This window comes from Teredinibacter franksiae (assembly GCF_014218805.1).
Lineage (GTDB): Bacteria > Pseudomonadota > Gammaproteobacteria > Pseudomonadales > Cellvibrionaceae > Teredinibacter > Teredinibacter franksiae.
Map to the genome: position 1 here is coordinate 14,468 of NZ_JACJUV010000005.1, position 19,976 is coordinate 34,443.

The window sequence follows — 19,976 nt, forward strand, 5'->3', positions numbered from 1 at the left end:
CTTGAAAAAAATAGAATTATTCTCTGATGGCGCCTGTAAGGGTAACCCAGGCCCCGGGGGCTGGGGTGTACTGTTACGCCATGAAGGAAAAGAAAAAAGCTTGTACGGTGGCGAGGCACAAACCACCAATAACCGCATGGAGCTACTCGCAGCCATTGAAGGCTTAGGCGCACTGAAAGAAACCTGCGAGGTTGTCCTAACTACAGACTCCCAGTACGTGAGAAAAGGCATTACCGAGTGGATCACCAACTGGAAGCGAAATAACTGGCGCAATGCTGCGAAAAAACCGGTTGCCAACAAAGACCTGTGGCAGGCCCTTGATGAGCAAGCGCAAAGACATAAAATTACCTGGAAGTGGGTAAAAGGTCACAGCGGTCATCGCGAGAATGAAATAGCGGACCAATTGGCCAACAAAGGCATAGAGGACTTATAGGTGAGGCAGGTCGTACTCGATACAGAAACAACCGGCCTCGAGCCGGAGCAAGGCCACAAAATCATTGAAATTGGTTGTGTAGAGTTAGTTAATCGTAAATTGACGGGCCGCCACTACCACCAATACATCAAGCCAATGCGTGACATTGACGAAGGCGCAATGGAAGTTCACGGCATTACTAACGAAATGCTCGAAGACAAGCCGGTATTCGCGCAAGTCGCCGATGAGTTTCTGACCTTTATAGGCGATGCTGAACTGGTTATCCATAATGCCCCCTTTGATGTCGGCTTTTTGGATAACGAGCTTAAATTGTTGAACCGTGGGCTTGCGTTAATCGCCGACCGGTGCGGCATACTCGATACCCTGGTGTACGCGCGGCGCAAACATCCTGGGCAAAAAAATAATCTGGATGCCCTTTGCAAACGCTACATGGTCGACAACTCTCAACGAGACCTCCATGGGGCACTGTTAGATGCGGAGATTCTGGCCGACGTTTATCTGCTGATGACCGGCGGGCAAACCAATCTAGCGCTAGGGGGGAACCAGTCTGGTTCCGGTGATCAAGAAGGGGAAGACCAAATTGTACGGCTAGACGTATCCCGACCAGCACTCAAAGTGTTAGCCCCTAGTGAAGAGGAACTCTCTGCCCATAGAGAAAAGCTCAGCACAATAGACAAAGCCTCTGGTGGAAATTGTGTGTGGCTAAAAAGTTAGATACCAAAGCCAAATAAGAAAATCCACACAATAAAAAAGGGCCCTCGGCCCTTTTTTATTGTGTGGAGGAGCCCCTTATACCATTTGGTAAACCGCAATAAAGCCAACAATACCCAAAACAAAGGTATAGGGCACAGCCATAATCACCATACGGCCATAGGACAACCGAATAAGCGGCGCTAACGCTGATGTTAGCAAGAACAGGAATGCTGCTTGCCCGTTGGGTGTGGCAACACTGGGCAAATTGGTACCCGTATTAATCGCCACAGCTAAAAGGTCGAAATGCTCACGGGTGATGGTGCCGGCATCAAGCGCATCTTTAACTTCAGTTATATAGACGGTAGCCACAAATACGTTATCGCTAATCATCGACAAAAAACCATTTGCGGCAAAGAACATTGGGCCTTGCAGGTTCTCATCCAAATCTAGCAGCATATGGGTAATTGGCTGGAAAAGGTGCTGATCGTGTATAACCGCAACGATTGCAAAAAACACCACCAACAGAGCGGTGAAAGGCAGCGCCTCTTCGAATGCATGGCCTATGCGATGCTCATCAATTACACCATTAAAGGCTGTGAGCATAATGATGACAGCTAACCCAATTAAGCCAACCTCAGCTACATGCAGCGCGAGGGCGACAACTAGAAATAGCGCACCAGCGGCCTGAATAATAAGCTCGCATTTTTCTCGGGTAGTGCGCTTCGCCGACTGCACCTTATCGAAATCCGTAAGAATTTTACGAACACTTTCTGGCAACTCCGAACCGTAACCAAAGAATTTAACCTTCTCTAAGACTCCGCAGGTAATGAGGCCAGCAACGAGGGTTGGCATAGATACAGGCGCCATTTTGAGGAAGAAAGTAATGAAATCCCAGCCGGCCTCCTCTGCAATCACCAGGTTTTGGGGCTCGCCAACTAGCGTACAGACACCACCCAAGGCCGTACCCACTGCGCCGTGCATAATTAAGCTACGCAGGAATGCTCGAAAAGCCTCTAAGTCTTGGCTATGGGTATCTTGGACATTACCGTCGTCTGAATGGTCATAGTCTCCACCTGATCCGTGGTGGCCTGATGCAAACCGGTGATACACCCCATAAAAACCCACCGACACTGCAATCAACACCGCCGTCACCGTTAACGCATCGAGAAATGCTGATAAAACAGCCGAAACCAAGCAAAACAATAGCGATAACAAAACTTTCGAGCGAATACCCAGAAGGATTTTAGTGAATATAAACAGCAACAGGCTTTTCATAAAATAAATGCCTGCAACCATGAACATCAGTAGCAAAATCACTTCAAAGTTGGCTGCCGTTTCATGGAAAACGCTGTCTGGCGAGGTCATACCAATAGCTACAGCCTCGATAGCAAGCAGCCCGCCAGGCTGCAATGGATAGCATTTTAACGCCATCGCTAGCGTAAAGATGAACTCAAGCACCAACACCCAGCCCGCGAGAAAAGGGTTAATGGCGAAAAGTACCGGGTTAATAATTAAGAAAGCAATAATGGTTTGCTTGTACCAAGTGCCGGATTGACCAAGAAAATTATCGGCGAAGGCGCTTAGAGTGTTTTGTGACATGAGGATAAATCCTTAAAGATCAGCAGGTATGGATAAAACGTCTGATTTTAGGCTAAACAGAAATAAGGATAGACCATTCCGGCTATTAAAGCGTTTATAGGATTAAGTGTATTTCTGCTGCATCTGTTGGTATTACCACCAAAATCAGTACAAAAGCCGAGCATCTATAGCTAAAGCATAGGGTGATTTCACAGGGCCGCGTAAAATGAACTATCAACTAGTAAAATGCAAGCATTATCAGTCACTTAGAGTGAGCCAAACGTAAAGTTTTACCGAGCGAGTAGTGGTGCGAGTATTTGTGAAAACGGTAAAGGTTTAGACTTGGCGCCGTGCTCAGCCTGGGTGCCAGATAATAGCGTGTGACAAAATCGAGATTTTCTATTAAGGTTCGAAGGTAACTCTAAGAAAATTAAAGACTTTTTGCCGATCCATATTATACTTAGATGGTCTTAGGGTATGGTCGCAGGCCGTTAACTTGTGCAAAGTATCGAGTAAATATTAAGTAATATGGTTATTATCACCAGAATCGTAATAACCCAAGCGACAGGCGCTTGGGTTATTTGCCAAAAGTTAAATATACAGTTGAGGAAAGTTGTATTGTGAAGCGGTCAACGGATGCTGTGAATTTTCAATCGTTGAACATGGTGCGGGAAGAACTCGTCGCTACAATCGAGGAGTCTGCGCGCACCCTAGAAAACTTTGTTAATCAGCAAGAGGACACCAAAGCGCTACAAAGCTGCATAGATGGTATTCGCCAGATCGTCGGGATTTTACGGTTAATCCAGTTTAACGGCGCGTGCTTGTTAGCTGAAGAGCTTCTCGTTACTGCAAACGATATATCTCCAGGTAACAGCGGCCCAGAGTACGATAAGCGTTTAGTCGTTATTTCCAATACATTCTTTGTTTTAACCAGATACTTAGAATACATTCAACAAGTTGAACGAAAAGTTCCTATCTTGTTGGTCGCTCAGATAAACGAATTAAGAAAGCTGCGTTCCGAGCCAGCCTTGACCGAATGTCACTTTTTTCATATAGACCTCGGCAAATCGCCACAGATACCGGCTTTCGATACGCTTGATACCCACGGTGAACCCTTTCAAAACACCGTGCGCCGCCTGCGTCAAATGTATCAAATTGGCTTACTCGGGCTGGTTCGGGAAAAACAACTAAAAAATTCTCTGGCCTTAATGCGAAGAGCGATGATTCGCATGCAAAGATTAACGGGTACCAAGCCCCCCCTTGCACTGCTGTGGTGGATGGCGAATATAACCCTCGACGCAATGAATGCACAGGGCATGGCCATCCTTGAAACGCGAAAATTGCTCTTTAGCCGAATTGACCGTGTTTTACGTCAGGTACAAAATAACGGCGAAGCTGCATTAAACTCGGCGCCGCCGCGAGCGCTCCTAAAAGAACTGGTCTACCTTATAGCGCTCTCAGGAAAAGATTCCGACGATATCCGCACCATTCGCAGTAATTACGGTATAGAGTCTTTTGCTTATAGTGACAAAGACCTTACCAATGAACGCGATGCACTCCACGGCCCAAGTGCTCATACCGTCATGTCACTGGCTAAAGTACTGCAATCCGAGCTTACCAACACCAAAAGAGTACTCGAAAGCGCCGCCCAAAGTGAATCTCAAAGAGTAGATGATATTGATGAATTTATAGCCAACCTGCATAAAATTGCCGAAATACTCGCAATTGTTGGCTTAACTTCGCCGAGCAATATTTTGCGCGAGGAAATTAAGCGAATTCAACTATGGAAAATGGCGGAAGATGGGCCTGATGGTTCGGAGCTTGCCGACGTAGCCAATACCATGCTTTACCTCGACAGTGCCGTACTCGCACTTGAAAGCGCCAAGCTGTCCGATGAAAAACTCGCCGAAGCTAACAAAGTCGCCCAACAGGAAATTGTAGCCTCAACTGAATTGTCAGAAGCAGGGCGCATTGTTATCGAGGAGTGTGAGGCGGGCCTTTCTTTAACAAAACGAGCTTTAACCTCCTTCTCGGACTCCAATTTTGATACTGGGCATATCCGTAACATCGCCAAAACACTCAACACTGTTCGTGGCGGCATGATTATGCTCAAAAAAGACCGCGCAGCCGATATTCTAGGGCAATGCGTTCGTTTTGTTGAGGACGTGCTAATGGATCCTGATCGCCCAGCTGCACTGAAAGAATTACTTGAAACCTTTGCCGATGCAGTGGTGGCCGTTGAATACTATTTAGACTCCGCCAGCATTAATTTAGAAATGGACGACACGGTTCTTAAAGTTGCCGAAGAAAGCCTAGAAGCGCTAGGGCATGCAGTCTATGGAGACGATTAAGCTCGAAAATCTGAACCTGCCAGCCAAGACCCAGTTAATTGTTGTTCTTAGAGGTAAAAAAATTCTTATCGGCGAGGTAAAGCAGCGCTTTATTTTCGATTTTACCGAGCTCAGCTTTCTATCGTCTTACCCCCTTCAGGTTCACAGATTAACTGAAAAGCTATTTATTCTTTGCCTTGAGGATGAGAGCATCTCGCTGCCATCATATCACTGGGTTGGCTTACGAGAATTATTGGGGAGCTTAAATATTGCTGACTTTAAGCAAGCCACTGGCGCTGTGCAAACAGCACATTGGCTTACTAGCCATCGCTTTTGTGGTTGTTGTGGGGCAAAAACGCAGCTCAACAAGAGTGAAGCCTGCTTGCAGTGCACCACGTGCAATACACAATATTTTCCCAGAATATACCCCTGTGTTATAGGGCTTGTAACCCGCGGTAACGCGTGCATTCTAGCTCGAGGCTCTAAGCACCCTCCAGAGCTATTCAGCACGCTAGCAGGATTTATCGAAACGGGGGAAACAGCCGAAGAAGCATTTGCTCGCGAAGTGGAAGAAGAGGTTGGGGTGAAGGTTAAAAATATTCGCTACATTGGCTCTCAGCACTGGCCGTTCCCTGCACAATTAATGCTAGGGTTTGAAGCAGAATATGATTCCGGCGAACTCGAAATTGACGGTAATGAAATTATAGAAGCCGGCTGGTTTAGCTGCGAAAATTTGCCCTCAATCCCCCCAGAGAGTACGATCTCGGGCCAGATCATTCGAGGTTTTGTAGCGCGCAATACTTAAGACACTCTTGGGCACCCCTATTAAAAGCTTTTTCCTTTGGCTTTGCGTGCGGATTCATACGTAAGGCAAAATTTACAGGCATGCTGGTGGGCTTGCAAAAGATTATAACGCCGTGCATGGATCGAACGCAAAGGCCCGGAGGCTGGGGCCTAGCAAGCCTTAATGCAGGGTTGTTCTGCTTGAAAAGACAACCAACTTGTCGTTGCGCAGATCGCCTTGCTCTTACGCTTTCTCGACCGCGTAGTGACTAAAATCAATTAAAAGAGGTGCCCTTTAAAATGTTATATAGCGGCTTCGTCGGGCTAACCATTTTATTATCGTTGGTAGCTATTTATTTTGGGCTTAAATTCATTGGGCGGGGTGCTTGGCTGCTCGCTTGGATGCGCGGTTGCGCCGGTATTGGGCTCCTAGTATTGGCTGGCCTACTCCTGTTAACAAGCTTAGATTTACTGAGCTACACACAGGTGTTAACCAGTAAAACCCTCGGTACTATTAGTTTCGAGCGCAAAGACGACCAATACTTTAAGGGTACCCTGACGCTAATAGTTGAGGGTACAGAAACAGAATATGAACTTTATGGTGATCAGTGGCAAATTGATGCACGTATAATAACCTGGACCGGTATGCTACAAATGATGGGTGCCAAACCTGGCTACAGATTAGACAGATTAAGCGGTCGTTACTACTCGCTAGAAGATGAGCACAGAAAGAAGCGTAGCGCCCATCAGCTAAGCTCCAGTGAATATTGGGTGGACATATGGAGTTGGTTACAGTCCAGCGGTGGCATGGTGCCTCTAATAGAAGCTAACTACGGCAGCGCCACCTATTTACCCATGGAAGACGGGGCTTTCTACGAGATAGGGCTTAGTGCAAATGGCCTTTTAGCAAAACCCATGAACGATGTCGCCGAAAATGCAATAAAGCGTTGGCGTTAACAACAAACCCTATTGTGGAGTAACATCTTGGAATTCCTTGCAGACTACGGATTATTTTTTGCCAAAACATTAACGATCGTTGTGGCTTTGGCTGTCATCATTACACTAATTGCCGCTTCTAGCCTTAAAGGCCATGGCCAATCGAAGGGCCATATAGAAGTTACAAAATTAAATGAGAAACTCGACGATATTGTTGAGGGCATAAAATCAGTTGTACTTCCAGCAGACGAGTTAAAACTTGCCGAAAAAGCACGAAAAAAAGAAGAAAAAGAAGAAAAGAAAAAAACGAAGGCCAAATTAAAGGCCGCAAAAAAACAATTGGCATCAAGCACAGAAAATGAAAACGAAGAGTCCAACTTAACTGAAGAGCCTGTTAAACGTTTATTTGTAACCGACTTTGACGGTGACATAAAAGCCTCAGCTACTGAAGAATTACGTCAAGTTGTCACGGCTATTCTTTCTTTGGCCAATCAGAATGACGAAGTTGTGGTTCGCCTGGAAAGCCAAGGCGGTATGGTTCACAGCTACGGCCTGGCCTCCAGTCAACTTCGCCGAATCACAGATAAGGGTATTCCACTAACCGTTTGTGTCGATAAGGTAGCCGCAAGCGGCGGCTATATGATGGCGTGTGTGGCCAACAAGATAATGAGCGCGCCTTTCGCCATTATCGGTTCCATTGGCGTTGTTGCTCAACTACCTAATTTTCACCGATTACTGAAGAAAAACAACATTGATTATGAAATGTTTACGGCTGGCGAATATAAGCGAACCATAACAATGTTTGGAGAAAACACCGAAAAGGGCCGCAAAAAATTTGTAGAAGACCTAGAAGATACGCACGAGTTATTTAAAGACTTTATTAAAGACAACCGTGAAGCCGTTAACGTGGATGATGTTGCAACCGGAGAAATCTGGTTTGGCAAACGAGCGCTAGACAAAAACCTTATAGATGGCCTGCAAACATCTGATCAATATTTACTTGAGGCATGTGACAGCAGCGAAGTGTTCGAAATAAAATTCGTAGAGAAAAAAAGCATTGCCGAAAAGTTGGGCTTAAACGTTGAGGCTGCGCTAGAGGGTGCATTCACCAAAATACTGCAAAAACTTAACACCCGTATATTCAATTGACGCGAAATTATCGCTACGTTTCCAGTAGTATCAGCCCCTAATCCCGCCGCAGTTTATCGGAAACTGCGATAGGGTTGGGGAAGTTAAAGATTACGATATAGCTCGATATTACGAAGCTAAAAATAGCCGCGGTCTGAATAAGCAGTGATGCTTTCTCGCCAATCAAGTTGGTAGATACGGCTACAAAAACAATCAACAAAGAAAACTCACTAATTTGGCCCAATCTGAAGCCAATATCCCATGCCAAGCTTTTCTTTTCGCTCTGCTGCCGTAGCAACCCATAAAAAATGACGGGCTTCGCTACCAAAATTAGGCTCGCATATACAACTGCAGCAATTAACACCTGCGGCAACAACGCAATATTGAGCTGCGCACCTAAACTAAAGAAAAACAGCACAAGAAAAAAGTCTCGAAGAGGCTTAAGGTTTAAGGCAATATATTGCGCAATAGGACTCGTCGCTAGCGAGATACCGGCAATAAAGGCACCAATTTCTGCCGAAAGGTTACATAGCTCAGCGAGTTCAGCCAACCCAAGGCACCAACCAATAGCAACAAGAAAGATATATTCATGAAACCGATCGAAGCGAGTTATCAGTTTTAATAGCACATATTTAACGAACAGAAACGCACCTAAAACGAGTAATGGCAGTGCAGCCAAGGCCAACACCAGCTGCTTAACTTCTACTCGACCTTCATCACCGCTTAACAGCACTAGGAGGCAGAAAATTGCAATAAAATCCTGCAGAAGAAGCAGGCCGATCATAAGTTCGCCAGTATGCTTGTGATGAAGAACAGTGGTTGGTAGTAACTTGATCCCAATAATGGTGCTGGAAAACATGGAAGCCATACCAATAATCAACGACTCAGTTACAGAAAAGCCGAACGCGAAGCCCACACCAGCGCCGATTAGGGCAAAAGCGGCACTGCTGATCAGTGCAATATGAGTGGCACTTCTAAGTACCGAAATCAGGGCTTTAGGCTGCATATCCAGCCCGAGCAAGAAAAGAAGAAATATTATTCCTACCTCGGCCATTTCAGCGATATGACTCACTTCAGTTATAACCGAAAAACCAAAGGGACCCAACGCTACACCTAAGACAATATAGGCAACAATCAGCGGTTGTCGGGTATAGAGTGCAAATGATGCAAGTACCGCTGCGCCACAAAAAATGGCAAAAAACGCACTGAAAATATCGCTGTCCATAGGGAAATTTGAAGCCCAGCAGAGTGGAGTATGCTTTTAGTTTAGCATTTATCGCTGTTAGCGGCGGTGGCGTAAATTTAAATTAGGCCAAAAAAAATGCAAAAAGACGAATGAAGATAGAGAGCAAAGGGCGGTAAAATAAGTGCAGCCAAGGAAATTGCCTGCACTTTTATAGCGCCGACCCAAAAATAGGGGGGTAATGGGTCTAGCTACGCCGACGAAAGAGCGGCTGAGGCTCATCCACGCCCGCCTGATATTGCTCACTAAAAACCGACAAACTGTTTTTAACAGATTCGACAGAGAAGGTATCGGGTATCTCAAAACTGGTGAAACCACAGCGAGAAAGGTAATACATTTGGTCTTGAATGAAGTTACCTATAGCGCGGATATCACCCTGATACTCATATTGTTCACGTAACGTTCGCGCTAACGAAAAGCCGCGACCATCGGTAAAAACAGGAAAGTAGATGGCGACCATATCTGTGCCCACCAAGACATCACTAAAAGTACTGGCGTCCTCATCTCCCTCAACCCAAAAAGTGATATTTTTGCCATCTCTATTTTGGGATTTGTAGTCAGCCAATGGAACAATGCACGCGTGCGTGGCTAGTGTCTCTTCTGTACAGTCAGCTGAATCTGACAAAAACTTCCAAGCGTTGGAAGCAAGTTCTCCTTCCTTAATTAGCTTTGGCATAAACTCGCTCCTTAAATCTCTCAATTCCGACTCTGTTATAGGTTTCCCCAAACTCTTCACCTTCGACTCTGCTTTCAACGTACACATCGACTAGCTTGCGTATAACGGCAGTCATTTCTGCACGTGAAAAAGAAGGGCCGAGTACCTTGCCCAGGGATGCATTTGTACCAGCATTACCGCCAAGTTGGACTTGATAGAACTCTGAACCTTTTTTATCTACACCTAAAACACCAATATCACCGATGTGATGATGGCCACAGGCGTTCATACAGCCTGATATATTCAGGTTTAAATTACCCAGGTCATAGAGGTAGTCAAGGTCATCGAACTCGCGCTGAATAGCTTCCGCAACTGGGATAGATTTGGCGTTAGCCAAGGAGCAGAAGTCGCCACCAGGACAACAAATTATATCGGAAAGTGTACCAATATTAGCCGTGGCAAAACCATTTTCCTTCAGTGATTGCCATAAATTGTAGAGCTTACCCACAGGCACATCCGCCAGCACAATATTTTGTTCGTGGGTTGCTCGCACTTCTCCGAAGGAGTAGTTATCGGCAAGGTCGGCAATGGTTTCGAGCTGTGCGTCGGTTATATCACCGGGGGCAACACCGGTCGGTTTAAGCGACAGCGTTACGGCTCGGTAACCCGATACGCGATGTGCGGTTACGTTTCGGCTTAACCAATTGGAAAAGGCTTTGTTATTTTCAGCTTGTGAAGACAGTAGGGCGGTTGCTTCTACTTCGTCCGCCGTTTCGTAATCGGGTTCTGTAAAGAAACTTTTTGCTCGATTAATCTCTTTGTCGGTAAGAAGCGTTTGGCTGTCACGAATAGGGGCCCACTCTTCTTCTACCATGCGGGTAAATTCTTCAACACCTTTAGCTTTCACCAAAATTTTAATGCGCGCTTTGTATTTGTTATCTCGACGACCGTATTTGTTGTATACGCGAAGTATCGCCTCGAGATAGGTGAGGATATCCTGTTCGGGCAAAAACTCACGAATGACACTGGCAATAACAGGCGTTCGCCCAAGGCCGCCACCAACAAGAACGGTAAAGCCAGTGGCGCCACTTTCGCTTACCACCAACTGCAATCCTATATCGTGAAATCGAATCGCAGCACGATCTTGTTCGGTTCCAGAAACGGCAATTTTGAATTTGCGGGGCAAAAAAGCAAACTCTGGGTGGAAGGTCGACCATTGACGAATAATTTCGCAGTAGGGTCTTGGGTCTACGTATTCATCGGTGGCAACACCGGCAAACTGGTCGGTGGTTACATTACGAATACAGTTACCGCTGGTTTGCACTGCATGCATTTCAACTTCGGCTAGCTCTCCAAGGATAGAGGGTACCTCTTCGAGCTGTGGCCAGTTGAGCTGAATGTTTTGACGAGTGGTTACATGGCAATAACCTTTATCGTAGTGGCGAGTAATGTGTGCGAGCTTGCGCAACTGCTTCGAATTCAGCATGCCGTAGGGCACAGCAATGCGCAACATGGGTGCAAGGCGCTGCACATACAAACCGTTTTGAAGCCGCAAAGGTAGAAATTCTTCTTCCTTTAATTCGCCAGCCAAAAACCTCTGGGTTTGACCTTTAAATTGGGCTACTCGTTCGCGGATGATGGTGTGGTCATGTTCGTCGTAAACGTACATTAAAGTTTCTTACCTAAATAGATTCTATTGGCAAAATATCGAGGAGATTACGCCTCTCAATTGGCGTTAACCACAATAAAGCCAAGGGTTATTTGAACAAAAAAAGGAGCGAAATAATACAGGAAATCAATGTCACTCGCGAGTGCTATCGAGTGTAACCAATTTTCTTCAAAGCATTCCTCTGAAGGAGGTTTAAGCGCCATATAGCAACATTCTAATCGGCAACGTCACCAATGAGTTGGATCGATAAATTTTAACAAGAAAGTGTAAGCTGGGAAAATGTGCCATAGCGGGTGATACCGCGGAAAGGTGTCGTCAATGGCGAACAATCCAGCGTCATACGGGTGCTTAAAACCTTACAATTACTCATGTATTTACCTGCTTGCAGGGTGAGTTAAACGTGCTGATAGGTCAAAAAAGGGAAGGTATTGCACCATAAACGTGATTCATGCGCCTAAACCGTGATAAATGTCACACTTATATAGAGCTAATCGTCATAATTAAGTATTATTACTTGATAGGTATAGATGGATGAGGTTGAATACTTGTGAGGGGGAATGAACCACAGCGGTTAGTTCCTATTATCGTACTCGACAACTAACAAAATAAGGAGAGACGATGGAAGAAGATATCCAAATGATGGAAACAGGTGACAGCATTGCAGATGCCGTTGCCGCCGTTGCTCTAATTCTGATATTCGTGACAACTTGCGTTTTCTGGATTAGCGGCCAGTAGGGCTGCAATATGCAACGCTAAAGGATTCTAAAGCTGACGCCTATTGATTACTCATAGGGCTCAATATTGAAAACCCGCCCAAGAGGCGGGTTTTTCTTATCGACTGAATCTATCCACTCAATCTATCCACTCAACCTTTTTATTATTAATTGGCTAGCCCTGCTAAACCACGAGGCTAACAATCCCCACTAGTACCGCTACAAAAATCATAGTGAAAACGATGCCAACAAGAATATAGGGCATCACGCTGCTCTGAGAGAAATCAAGCTCTCTGTTTTTGTCGCTTTGCACACCAAAAGCGGCAGCTGCGGCTGTTTTAAGCAGTTGTAGAAAGCTGGGTGATTGCGGCGGTTTAATGCTGTTGGTCATGGGCTATATATCGAGTACCTATTGAATTCTCGGTATTCTGCCAGAGTTATGTGTTCAGTGGGAGGCTGGCGCACAATTATGCGCCAGTTTCAGTAACCGCTGTGGCTTAAGGCGTGTATTTAGGCGTTAGGCATCGCTGCACGGAAAACTGCGCTCTAAGTACGCCTTTAATAAGCAAGGCTAACGTAATGTGCAGAATCAGTCCCTTGGCCATCAGCGTTAGAAAGATATTTTTTCGCCAAACCGTACTTCTCATTGGCCGCATTGAGCTTTGCGTAACAATCTTTTCGCTCTAAGCCACTAGCTGCAGCACATTGAGTTCTTAACTCTTTGTACTCCGAGACTATGGCCTTAGCACTTTGATCGCTAAGTGCGACGCTTTGCGGCGAAGCGTGGGCGCAAAGTGTGGCAGTAAAAAACAACCCTACGATGGACGAAACTACAAATTTACCTCTATACATACGTACTCCATTTACCAGAAGGTTAAAAATTGGCCGTCTTGATAAATGGAGCATAGGACAGACCTTGCTTTCTAGTACTTATGTAGTAAGTAATGTGACGCATATCGATATTATTGGCATCGATTGCCACCTTGCCCCCAAACCTATCTCCCCTAGGCTTAGTAATCTAAGTTGGGTCGTAGCCATTTCTCGATTTCTTCGGCTTTTTTGCCTTTTCTACGGGAAAGAGCTTCTACCTGATCACGCCCAATTTTGCCCACATTGAAGTAACGTGCCTCTGGGTTTGCAAAGTACCAGCCGGAGACGGAGGCGGCGGGAAACATAGCATAGTGCTCGGTTAACTCAATTCCAATTTTAGCTTCGGCATCCAGCAGCTCGAAAAGCGTACCCTTTTCACTGTGATCTGGGCAGGCCGGGTATCCGGGCGCTGGGCGAACCCCCTGGTAAGCTTCCGAAATAAGGTCGAGATTGGAAAGCTGCTCATCCGTTGAATAGCCCCAGTACTGCGTTCGAATATCGTGGTGTAACTTTTCTGCAAATGCTTCCGCCAATCTGTCGGCCAGCGCTTTAACCATAATGGAGTTGTAATCATCGCCTTTCTTTTCGAATTCATTCGCTAACTCATCAGCACCAAGCCCAACGGTTACCGCAAAGCCCCCTATGTAATCTTGCTTACCGCAATCCTGGGGAGCTACAAAATCGGCCAGCGAATAATAGGGGCCATTGCCATTGGTTTTATCGACCTGTTGGCGCAGGTGGTGAAGGCGAGCAAGTGGGCTGCCATCGCCGCTAGATAGCACGAGGTCATCATCGTCAACACTGTTCGCTTTCCAAAAACCAAACACTGCTTTCGCTGTAAGAAGCTGTTTTTGGATAATGTCTTGCAAAATTTCCTGAGCGTCTTTAAACAGCTCTGTAGCGGCTTCGCCTACAACAGCGTCTTTTAGAATGGCTGGATATTTACCGGACAGATCCCAACTGATAAAGAAGGGCGTCCAATCTACATATGGCACAAGCTCCTCTAAAGGCACATTGTCTAAAACTTTTGTGCCCTCGAAGGTTGGCACTACAGGATTGAAAGCATTCCAATCAATTTGGAATTTGTGGGCAATCGCTTGGGCATAACTGAGTGATTTACGCTTGTTCTTTTGGTTTTTTCTACGTACACGTACTTTTTCGTACTCGCTGCTCACTTCCTTTATGAAGTCGTGTTTTTTTGTGTCTGACAGCAAGCGGCTTGCCACGCCAACCGCGCGGGAAGCGTCAGCAACGTAAATGGTCTGATTGAGGTTAAACTCGGGGTCTATCTTAACAGCCGTGTGGGCTTTCGACGTTGTTGCGCCACCAATAAGTAAGGGCAGGTCGATATTCTGTGCTTGCATTTCACGCGCTACTGTCACCATTTCATCCAGTGAAGGGGTGATCAGCCCTGATAAGCCGATGATATCGCACTTTTCTTTTACCGCTGTTTGTAAAATCTTGTCATAGGGCACCATAACGCCAAGATCTATAATCTCAAAGTTATTGCACTGCAAAACCACGCCCACGATATTCTTACCGATATCATGCACATCGCCTTTAACGGTGGCCATTAATATTTTGCCGTTTGACCGTGATTCTGCGGTTTTTTCTTCCTCTATGTAGGGCTGTAAATAAGAGACAGCTTGCTTCATAACGCGAGCCGATTTTACAACTTGCGGCAAAAACATTTTCCCTGCACCGAATAAGTCGCCGACAACATTCATACCATCCATTAACGCGCCTTCAATAACATCGAGCGGGCGGGTGGCTTCTTGACGCGCGGCTTCAGCATCTTCGTCAATATAAGTGGAAATCCCTTTAACCAGCGCATATTCAAGCCTTTTAGTAACCGGCTGCTGGCGCCACTCTAAATCTTCTTTGTGTTCGACTTTGGTCCCGTCTCCCCGGTACTTTTCAGCAACGGCTAACAGCGCGTCGGTGCCATTTTCGTTTTTATTGAGAACGACGTCTTCCACTATTTTTTTAAGTTCGGCTGGCAAGTCGTCATATATTGCGAGTTGCCCAGCGTTGACGATTCCCATATTCATTCCCGCTTGAATAGCATGAAACAAGAATACGGAGTGAATGGCTTCGCGGACAGGGTTGTTCCCGCGAAACGAAAAGGACACATTACTGACGCCACCTGACACGCCTGTGCCCGGCAGATTTTTGCGTATCCACTGAGTGGCCTCAATAAAATCGACCGCATAGTTGGCGTGCTCTTCAATCCCCGTAGCGACCGCAAAAACGTTCGGGTCGAAAATAATATCTTCCGGGGGAAAGCCTGCCTGCTGGGTCAACACATTGTAAGAGCGCTCACAAATTTCGATTTTACGTTTAGCCGTATCAGCCTGGCCTTGCTCATCAAAAGCCATAACAATTACGGCCGCACCGTACCGACGGCACAACTTTGCCCGCTCGAGAAATTCGGCTTCGCCTTCCTTAAGGCTAATGGAGTTAACAACTGGCTTGCCTTGAATACAACGTAGGCCAGCTTCAATTACATCCCACTTAGATGAATCGACCATAATCGGCACGCGCGCGATGTCGGGCTCGCCGGCAATGAGATTGAGGAAATGCGTAATAGCCGCCACGGCATCAAGCATACCTTCATCCATGTTTATATCGATTATCTGCGCGCCTTCATGCACTTGCTGTTGGGCTACTTCGAGTGCCTCGGCGTATTTTTCTTCAAGAATTAGGCGTTTAAATCGTGCAGAGCCGGTAACATTGCAGCGCTCACCCACGTTAACGAATAACGACTCGCGGGTAATAGTGAAAGGTTCCAGCCCCGCCAAACGGCAGGCCTGCTGTATTTCCGGGATTTTACGTGGTGCATGGCCCGACACCACTTTTGCAATAGCCTCTATATGTTCAGGGGATGTTCCGCAACAACCGCCAATAATATTCACATAACCATTGCGTACAAAACCTGCAACAATCGCTGCCATCTCTTCAGGGGTTTGGTCATATTCGCCAAACTCATTTGGCAAACCAGCATTGGGGTGTGCCGAGACAAAACAGTTTGACACCCTAGACAACTCTTGCAGGTAAGGCTCAAGCTCACGAGCGCCCAGCGCACAGTTGAGGCCGATCGATAGAGGCTCGGCATGGTTAAGTGAATTGTAAAATGCCTCTGTTGTTTGTCCTGTAAGCGTACGGCCAGATGCGTCAGTAATAGTACCCGAGATCATAATGGGCAATTGCTCACCCAGCTCATCAAACACCGCTTTAACCGCAAACACAGCAGCCTTAGCGTTGAGGGTATCGAATATGGTTTCAATAAGAATAATATCGGAACCGCCAGCAATCAGCCCTTTGGTAGACTCCATGTAATTGTCTACCAATTCTTCAAACGTCACGTTACGAGCACTGGGGTCGTTAACATCGGGAGAAATGGAGGCTGTCCGGCTGGTGGGGCCTATAACACCCGCGACCCAGCGGGGGCGGTCAGGGTTTGCAGCAGTAAACTCATCGGCCACCTGGCGTGCTAGACGGGCGGAAACTTCGTTCAACTCATAAGCGATAGCTTCGAGGGCGTAATCCGATTGGGAAAGCCGGGTGGCGTTAAACGTATTTGTTTCTATGATATCGGCACCCGCAGCAAAATAGGCGCGGTGGATATCTGCAATAATATGCGGTTGGGTAAGGCTCAATAAATCATTATTACCGGTTAGATCCTGATGATACTGGGCAAAGCGTTCGCCTCGGTAATCTGGCTCCTGAAGCTTGTGCCGTTGAATCATCGTTCCCATAGCGCCGTCAAGTATAAGAATACGCTGCTGAATGGATTGACGAAGTTGCTCGGCTCGTTTTAGCTGCTTTGGATTCATGGATAAACCTTTACTGATATCGTTCTGCTTCATCTATATCAATATATTTCGATATAGCTTTGTCGGCGCATGCTACCAGAATAGGGGCTGCAACGCACCTCGTAGCATAGCCCTTAATCCAGCCGATTTATGGCTCTCCAGCGCTATAATAGTGAAGGTGATGTTTTTTAATGGCTGGATCAGCTAATATACCCCACTAAATCACTCAGGTATTCACTCAACTTCCTTACACGGGAAGGCAATATTTGCTATTGGACTATTAATGCTGAACGTAACAATTACGCCGTCTGGGCAAACCTACTTGAAAGAGTTATTAGATAAACAGGATTGTGAAGGTATTGGGATACGCATGTTCGTTTCTAACCCCGGTACGCCGCAAGCGGAAACCTGTATCGCCTATTGTCGGCCCGGCGAGATAAATGAGGAAGATCATACGCTTGAAATGAACGGTTTTACCGCATACTTCGAGGACCGCAGCGTACCGTTTTTGGATGAGGCCAAAGTAGACTATGCCTCAGACAAAATGGGAGGGCAGCTAACCATACGAGCGCCCAATTCCAAAATGCCTAAAATTAATGACGATAGCCCGGTTGAAGACAAAATTAATTACCTGCTCCACAACGAAGTAAACCCAGGCTTGGCTTCCCACGGCGGAAACGTGAGCCTTGTGGAGGTTACTGAAGAGAAGTTTGCGATATTAAAGTTTGGTGGCGGCTGCCAAGGCTGTAGTGCTGTGGACGTAACCTTAAAGCAAGGGGTTGAGAAAACACTGGTAGAGAAGATCCCTGAGCTACAAGGTGTAAGGGACGTTACCGATCACACGGATAAATCCCAAGCCTATTACTAAGCCTATTTATTACTAAGCTTAATGCTATCGAGGCCGCTAAGGGCTAATTTGTGTGGTAGCTAAGGCCAAGTTAAAGCATTCTATACAGCGCTCAAGATCCGTCTTGATGCGCTTTTTTTTCGTTGGTAGGAAAGGCTGGAGTTTATAGAAGCGGGCTAGATGCTATTCGCCGTCAATAAGGTTTTCGCTGTGTTCAAGCAGCATCTCGATAAAGTCGAACTGGGCGGAACCATTAAGCGTTGATCGTCGGCAATCGATGATCAATGTATCACTCCAATCAACGTCATAGCGATCCAGCTCCAAAACACCATCGTGACGACGACTAAATCCAATGAGCAGGGTTCTCTCTGGCTCTGAACGAAGTATGGTTTGAATGTTTTGAAGGAAGTTTTGAAGCGTAACGAAGTCTGTAATTTGGTCGCAGATTTCCATCGGCGCAAAGATGTAATCGAAACCAGACATTTCAGCTATTCGAATATCAAACCAGTCCGACATAGTGTCGTACATATCGGATATAGGGTGGCTAAGCTCGCTTGCCGTATGAATGTAACTAGCATTCAATAGAGTGGTCATGAATCAGTACCCCAAAAATTATTAGTGGTTGCAGACACACTCCCTGTTTTTCACGCGCTTTTTCAAAAGTAAATAAGCCCGCTGATCTAATCCCTATTTTTTAGCTGGTGTAACCTCAAAGCCGACTAATGTATTCATTACCTTAATGCATAACAAAGTATATGCTTTAGCTGGTCGAGAAATTACCAGTAAACCCTATAAAAATCCACCACTTTTGACCGGTAAAAATGGCGCTTTCCATAAAAAAACTGGCACAAACACTTAGTTTCTCCTATGTATGGCGCATAGAACACCAACATAAAGTGTGATCATATTTGCGCCAATCAACAAAAGTACAATCAATACAGGCTGTTATGACAGTTTTGTTATGTTTTTTCTAGCTTTAGCGATACACAACAAGACACAGAACAAGAATTGATGTTTTATACGTAAAAATACCAACCCTAGAAAAAAGAATGGCACAAGTTCCGGGTCGAAACATTGCGCCATATCATGCGTGCGAGGCTTTAGGAGAGGCGGCTGGAAAGCGCTGTTTTAAGCTTTTCTGAGGTGCTAAGCAGCATATCTTCGGTAGTTTGCCAATCAATGCAAGCATCCGTTACGGAAACACCGTACTGAAGGTCGTCTAGGTTGGCAGGAATCTTTTGATTACCGGCACCGATATTACTTTCAATCATCACCCCAATAATGGACTGATTACCTTCCAGGATCTGATTGCTCACATTTTCCATAACCAGTGGTTGTAACTCATGGTTTTTATTGGAGTTCGCGTGACTGCAGTCGATCATAATGTTGCTGGCAACACCGGCATCCGTAAGCGCTTTTTCACACATCGCAACACTAACGGAATCGTAGTTTGGCTTACTATTACCACCGCGAAGTACCACATGCCCATAGGCATTACCGCGCGTGGTAATCACCGAAACCGAGCCATGCTTATTAATACCTAGAAACCGATGGGCGCTGGAAACCGATTGTAAGGCGTTAATAGCAACGGTTAAGCCTCCATCAGTACCATTTTTAAAGCCAACCGCGGATGATAGACCGCTGGCCATTTCACGGTGCGTTTGTGATTCTGTTGTGCGCGCCCCAATCGCAGACCAGCTAATGAGGTCTTGCAAATATTGAGGAGAGATCGGGTCCAGCGCTTCAGTTGCCGTAGGTAAGCCAATTTCAGCGATATCGGACAGAAGCTTGCGCCCAACATGCAGGCCATCGGCTATTTTGAACGAGTCGTTCATATAAGGGTCGTTGACTAAGCCTTTCCAGCCTGTTGTGGTACGTGGCTTTTCAAAATACACACGCATCACAATATAGAGCGAATCCTTTACCTGATCCGCTAGTTTTTTCAGGCGTTTAGCGTAATCAATAGCCGCTACTGGGTCGTGAATTGAGCAGGGGCCAACGACAACAATTAGACGGGGGTCTTTTTTATCGAGGATATTGCGGACGGTCTCCCGTCCAGTGTTCACAGTTTCTAAAGCAATTGCCGAGAGTGGCTGTTCTTCCTGCAGTTGCGCAGGGGTAACGAGCACTTCCTGTGATACGACATTGAGGTCTTGAATATTGGACATAGGTCGATCCGGGTACTGACTCTTAGATAAGAATTTTTAGGTTTAACAAAACAGGCCCCTCTAGGGGCCTCTCGCGTGTGGGTCCATTGTAATGGATTAAGGTAACTAAAGGGTT

General features: G+C 46.1%; 16 protein-coding genes. 7 read left to right on the plus strand and 9 right to left on the minus strand.

From position 1 onward, the window contains the following. Nucleotide 1: 1 nt before the first annotated feature. Together rnhA and dnaQ are read left to right on the plus strand one after the other, a co-directional pair. A complete protein-coding gene (rnhA, locus tag H5336_RS19525; protein WP_185236151.1) occupies nt 2-433 on the plus strand; it encodes a ribonuclease HI in 432 nt (143 codons plus the stop codon). Further along, nucleotides 434-1,147, plus strand: coding sequence for a DNA polymerase III subunit epsilon (gene dnaQ / locus H5336_RS19530; protein ID WP_185236152.1), 714 nt, complete (start codon nt 434-436; stop codon nt 1,145-1,147). It begins immediately after the preceding gene. Between the two features lie 75 nt (nt 1,148-1,222). Here dnaQ and nhaB read toward each other — a convergent pair whose 3' ends face one another. Beyond that, on the minus strand, nt 1,223-2,725 hold the full coding sequence (gene nhaB, locus H5336_RS19535) for a sodium/proton antiporter NhaB (protein ID WP_185236153.1): 1,503 nt from the start codon (nt 2,723-2,725) through the stop codon (nt 1,223-1,225). Between the two features lie 599 nt (nt 2,726-3,324). Between nhaB and H5336_RS19540 the strand changes: the two genes are divergently transcribed. The 4 genes from H5336_RS19540 to sohB all read left to right on the plus strand — a co-directional run bounded on the left by H5336_RS19540 (nt 3,325) and on the right by sohB (nt 7,902). Then, nucleotides 3,325-5,055, plus strand: a complete 1,731-nt coding sequence (locus H5336_RS19540) for a FimL-related protein (RefSeq protein WP_313558026.1) — start codon at nt 3,325-3,327, stop codon at nt 5,053-5,055. Further along, complete coding sequence (nudC, locus tag H5336_RS19545) at nt 5,042-5,839, plus strand: NAD(+) diphosphatase (protein WP_185236154.1); 798 nt, start codon at nt 5,042-5,044, stop codon at nt 5,837-5,839. The genes H5336_RS19540 and nudC overlap by 14 nt, the downstream gene beginning before the upstream one ends. 278 nt (nt 5,840-6,117) lie before the next feature. Beyond that, nucleotides 6,118-6,774, plus strand: coding sequence for a multidrug transporter (locus H5336_RS19550; RefSeq protein ID WP_185236155.1), 657 nt, complete (start codon nt 6,118-6,120; stop codon nt 6,772-6,774). A 27-nt stretch (nt 6,775-6,801) separates the two neighbouring features. Further along, on the plus strand, nt 6,802-7,902 hold the full coding sequence (gene sohB, locus H5336_RS19555) for a protease SohB (protein ID WP_185236156.1): 1,101 nt from the start codon (nt 6,802-6,804) through the stop codon (nt 7,900-7,902). A gap of 37 nt (nt 7,903-7,939) precedes the next feature. Here sohB and H5336_RS19560 read toward each other — a convergent pair whose 3' ends face one another. The 6 genes from H5336_RS19560 to metH form a co-directional block, all read right to left on the minus strand. Then, nucleotides 7,940-9,106 (minus strand): cation:proton antiporter domain-containing protein, encoded by a 1,167-nt coding sequence (locus tag H5336_RS19560; RefSeq protein WP_185236157.1) that lies wholly within the window; start codon nt 9,104-9,106, stop codon nt 7,940-7,942. 205 nt (nt 9,107-9,311) lie between these two features. Further along, the gene (locus tag H5336_RS19565; RefSeq protein ID WP_185236158.1) at nt 9,312-9,800 is read right to left on the minus strand and encodes a DUF934 domain-containing protein; all 489 of its coding nucleotides are present in this window, start codon (nt 9,798-9,800) and stop codon (nt 9,312-9,314) included. Next, on the minus strand, nt 9,784-11,448 hold the full coding sequence (locus H5336_RS19570; protein WP_185236159.1) for a nitrite/sulfite reductase: 1,665 nt from the start codon (nt 11,446-11,448) through the stop codon (nt 9,784-9,786). The genes H5336_RS19565 and H5336_RS19570 overlap by 17 nt, the downstream gene beginning before the upstream one ends. An 897-nt stretch (nt 11,449-12,345) precedes the next feature. Continuing rightward, nucleotides 12,346-12,552 carry a DUF2970 domain-containing protein gene (locus H5336_RS19575; protein WP_185236160.1) on the minus strand — a complete coding sequence of 69 codons (207 nt, stop codon included), beginning with the start codon at nt 12,550-12,552 and terminating at the stop codon, nt 12,346-12,348. Nucleotides 12,553-12,719: 167 nt separating this feature from the next. Beyond that, nucleotides 12,720-13,013 carry a hypothetical protein gene (locus tag H5336_RS19580; protein WP_185236161.1) on the minus strand — a complete coding sequence of 98 codons (294 nt, stop codon included), beginning with the start codon at nt 13,011-13,013 and terminating at the stop codon, nt 12,720-12,722. Between the two features lie 158 nt (nt 13,014-13,171). Then, nucleotides 13,172-16,867: a methionine synthase gene (gene metH, locus H5336_RS19585; protein ID WP_185236192.1), complete on the minus strand. Its 3,696-nt coding sequence runs from the start codon at nt 16,865-16,867 to the stop codon at nt 13,172-13,174. 262 nt (nt 16,868-17,129) lie between these two features. Here metH and nfuA point away from each other — a divergent pair, with 262 nt between their 5' ends. After that, a complete protein-coding gene (gene nfuA / locus H5336_RS19590; RefSeq protein WP_185236162.1) occupies nt 17,130-17,714 on the plus strand; it encodes a Fe-S biogenesis protein NfuA in 585 nt (194 codons plus the stop codon). Between the two features lie 162 nt (nt 17,715-17,876). Here the strand turns inward: nfuA and H5336_RS19595 are convergent, their stop codons facing one another. Beyond that, complete coding sequence (locus tag H5336_RS19595; RefSeq protein WP_185236163.1) at nt 17,877-18,287, minus strand: hypothetical protein; 411 nt, start codon at nt 18,285-18,287, stop codon at nt 17,877-17,879. A 506-nt stretch (nt 18,288-18,793) separates the two neighbouring features. Further along, nucleotides 18,794-19,861, minus strand: coding sequence for a 3-deoxy-7-phosphoheptulonate synthase (locus H5336_RS19600; RefSeq protein WP_185236164.1), 1,068 nt, complete (start codon nt 19,859-19,861; stop codon nt 18,794-18,796). Nucleotides 19,862-19,976 lie beyond the last annotated feature (115 nt).